We start from the raw sequence: 3,512 nt of genomic DNA, 5'->3' as shown, positions 1-3,512 counted from the left end.
GCACCTGGCCGTGGTTGTGGCCGACGTGTCGGGCAAGGGCGTGCCGGCCGCGTTCTTCATGGCGATCTCGCGCACGTAGAAATCCGGGTCGGGCAGCGTGGACAGCACCGCGTCGCGCAACGCCATCCATTCATGGAAATCCTGCGCCTCCAGCAAGCGGGTGCGTGCCTGGGGCACGTTGACCAACCCCGTTTCGGGCAGCAGGATGGGCGGAATCTGGGGCAAGGGACTGAGCACGATGGGCGAGGTGGCGCAGGCAGCGCGCGGCGGGTCGAAAGGAATTGTAAGAACTCCCCGACTATAGAACAGCTCAATGACATTCGACGAAACCGGTATACCGAGGAATCATTTCCATGACCGACACGACCAACGCCCCACAGGACAGTGAGATCGACGCAGCCGCATTGCAAAAGCGCCTGCGGCGCGAATCGCTGATGTTCGCGTCGATCTTCGCCCTGGTGCTGTTCGGCCTGTCCCTTGTGCTGATCGCCTGGCGGACGGAGCAGTTGCTGACCCAGCTCGCGCAGGACCGCACCGTGCGCCAGCTGCGCCAAGTGGCCGACGAGGCCGAGTCCGGGCTGCGCTTCGGCGTCTCGGTGGCCGACCAGACCGTGCTGTCCGAACGGGTCGCGCGCCTGGGCGCAGCGGGCAGCCCGCTGCGCGGGGTGTTCATCGACACCGACCGCGGCGAGGCGGTGCTGCGCTCGGGCGATGCGGCGCTGCATGCCACCATCGCCCCGCGCTGGCAGCAGGCGGTGATCGATGCCGGGCCGGGCCATGCCCCGGCGGTGCGCAACACCGGCCGCTACGCGTGGATCGGCGCGGCCATCTTCGATTCCACCGGCGCCCCGGCCGCCACGCTGTGGGGAGCGCTCGACCCAACCGAGGTGCGCGCCCAGGCCCGCGATGCCGCGCTCGGCATGGTACTGCGCGCCCTACCGCTGATGCTGCTGGCCCTGTTCATCACCTGGTGGCTGCTGCTGCGCTGGAGCACCCGCATCATCACCTCGATGCGCGGCATCGGCGGTAACGCCGGTACGAGCCCCCCCCTGGGCTCTGCCAGACAGCTCTGGCTGGCCGTGGTCTTCAGCGTGGTGGTGGCGCCCGCCGCCATGCTGTGGATCGCTCGCGAGGCCGCCCGCCCGGCCGTCACGGCGCAGATCCAGGCCAACGCCGACGCCGTGGGCCGCGCCCTGTCGGGCCAGGTGGCCCGCGCGCTGTCGCTCGGCGTGCCCTGGAGCGCGATGAATGGCGTGGACGAACTCTTTCGGCAGCAGCTCGCCGAAGCCCCCGAGCTGAGCTACCTGGCCCTGCAGCCGCCCAGCGGCGCGGTGCGCAACTCCACCTGGGGCGAAGACGTGCCCACGGATGCACGCAACGACGCCTCCGACTTCCCGCGCCGCACACTCACGGCCGGCGATGGCTCCGTGGTCGTCGGCTACCCGGCCGACTTCGTGGACCGCCAGCTCGCCGGCATGCTGATCGACCTGGTGCTGGCCCTGGTGATCGCCGCCGTGCTGGTGCGCGAACTCGCGCGCGGCCTGTGGCGCCGCTCACTGCTGTTCCCGCTGGCCGCCTATGTGCAGGCCCGCCTGTGGCAGGGGCTGCAGCGCCGCTGGCAGAAAAACCACGCCATCGACCAGGAAAGCGCAGCCGCCCATGAGCGCGACGCCGCCGAATGCCGGGCCCAGCTGATCCGCACCGCGCGCAACGACGGTGCCACGGCCGAAGCGCCCCAGATCGGCGCCCAGCTCACCTTGCTGCGCCTGACCGTGTTCCTGGTCGCCATGTCCGAAGAGCTGTTGCGTCCCTTCTTCACCGTGTTTGCCAGCGAGGTGCGGCCCATCGATGCCGCGCTGTCGCCCACCATGGTGGCCGGACTACCCGTCGCCGCCTTCATGGCCACGCTGGCCCTGGCCCAGCCCGCCGGCCCGGCACTGGCGCGGCGCTTCGACCTGCGCTGGAGCCTGATGCTGTCGGCCCTGGCCGGCACGCTGGCCCTGACCGCCACCGCCTGGGCGACCGACGCCTGGACCCTGATCGGCCTGCGCGCCCTGGGGGGTGCGGCCTATGGCCTGGCGCTGATCCTGGTACAAACGGCCATCGTGCGCATCACGCCGCCGCAAAAACGCGCGCGCGGCCTGGCCGAGGTGGCGGCGGCCATCGTGGCGGCCGGCATCGTCGGCCCGCCCTTTGGCGGCATGATCGCGGCACGCGCCGGCGACGGCATCGGTTTCCTTGCCTGCTCACTGTGCATGGTCGGCGCCCTGCTGGCCGCCCTGCGCCTGTCGCTGCCCGCGCCCGAAAGCAGCGCCGGGGCCCAGCGCGGCCTGGCCACCACCGGTGGCTGGCGCGGCTACATGGCGGTGCTGCGCGAGCCGCGCGCCATCTGGGTGATCCTGGGCGCAGCCCTGCCGGGCCGCCTGGTGGCCGTGACCATCCTCTCGGTGGTGGTGCCTCTCTATATGAACGAGCTGCAGCAGCCGCCCGCGGTGGCGGGCCGGGTGCTGCTGCTGTACTTCCTGTGCTTTGCGCTCACCGCCTCGCTGGTGGCGCACTGGTCCGACCTGCTCGGGCAGCGCAAGCCCTTCATCGTGGCGGGCGGCGTGCTCAGCGCGCTGGCCTGCCTGTCGCTGCCGGCCCTGGGCGGCGTCTGGGGCATGGCCACCTGCTGCGCCCTGCTGGGCCTGGGCCAGGCGATGCAGTCCTCACCGCAGATCGCCCTGACGACCGAGGCCTTCGAGGGCGTGGACACGGCCCGCGCCCGTGCCACGCCGGAACAGGCCCTGGCGGCGTTCCGGCTGATCGAGCGCGGCGGCAGCATCGTCGCGCCCTTTGTCACCGCGGTCGCCGTGACCGCCTTCGGCTATGCCGGCGCCGTGGTGGCCGTGGGCCTGCTGCTGTCGGTGTCCACCTTGAGCCTGGCCGCCGGCCTGCGCACCCCCCGCATCCAGGCCGCCGCGGCAGCCTGACCCCCTGGAGAATTCCGATGAAACTGCGCCGCATCCTCCTCGCCGCCGCAGCCGCCTGCGCCCTGCTGGGCGCCTCGGCCGCTGCCGCCCAGAGCGCCAGCAACGCCGCCGCCGCAGGCGTGGCCGCCGCCACGAAACGTTATACCGTGGCCATGGTGCTGCCGCGCGATGACCAGAACATCGAAGCCGGCTTCACCGGCTACCTGCAACGCCAGGATGTGCCTGTGCAGTACGTGCCCATCCGCTTCTCGGGGCGCAGCGAGGACATTCCCGAGCTGCGCGCCAAGGTGCGCGCGGCGCGCCCCGACCTGATCTACGCCTGGGGCACGCCCACTACCCTGGCGCTGGCGGGCAAACATGACCAGGCGGGCAAGGACGATGCGATCCGCGATCTGCCCATCGTCTTCACCGAAGTGACCGACCCCGTGGGCGCCGGCCTTTTGCGCACGCTCGAGGACCACGGCCGCAACGTCACGGGCGTGAGCCACGTGGCGCCGCTACCGGTGCAGCTCAATGCCATCAGGGCCTACCGCCCGTTCA

Annotated in this window: 3 protein-coding genes; all 3 read left to right on the top strand. The window is 71.5% G+C overall.

The genetic code is table 11. The features are described from left to right. Nucleotides 1-10 precede the first annotated feature (10 nt). Nucleotides 11-79 (top strand): hypothetical protein, encoded by a 69-nt coding sequence (locus ACK59X_RS25210; RefSeq protein ID WP_409961149.1) that lies wholly within the window; start codon nucleotides 11-13, stop codon nucleotides 77-79. Nucleotides 80-353: 274 nt separating this feature from the next. Beyond that, a complete protein-coding gene (locus tag ACK59X_RS25205; protein ID WP_409961147.1) occupies nucleotides 354-2,972 on the top strand; it encodes an MFS transporter in 2,619 nt (872 codons plus the stop codon). Between the two features lie 17 nt (nucleotides 2,973-2,989). Further along, nucleotides 2,990-3,512, top strand: a 523-nt coding sequence (locus tag ACK59X_RS25200) for an ABC transporter substrate binding protein (RefSeq protein ID WP_409961145.1), incomplete at its 3' end; no start/stop codon positions are given.

Origin of the sequence: Acidovorax sp., assembly GCF_046339755.1 — a bacterium.
Classification (GTDB): Bacteria; Pseudomonadota; Gammaproteobacteria; order Burkholderiales; family Burkholderiaceae_C; genus Acidovorax.
This window is presented reverse-complemented; position numbering and strand designations above follow the sequence as displayed.

What these genes read in the sequence shown, in the direction of transcription:
- ACK59X_RS25205 (WP_409961147.1), top strand. Translation starts at nt 354, where the DNA reads ATGACCGACACGACCAACGCCCCACAGGACAGTGAGATCGACGCAGCC.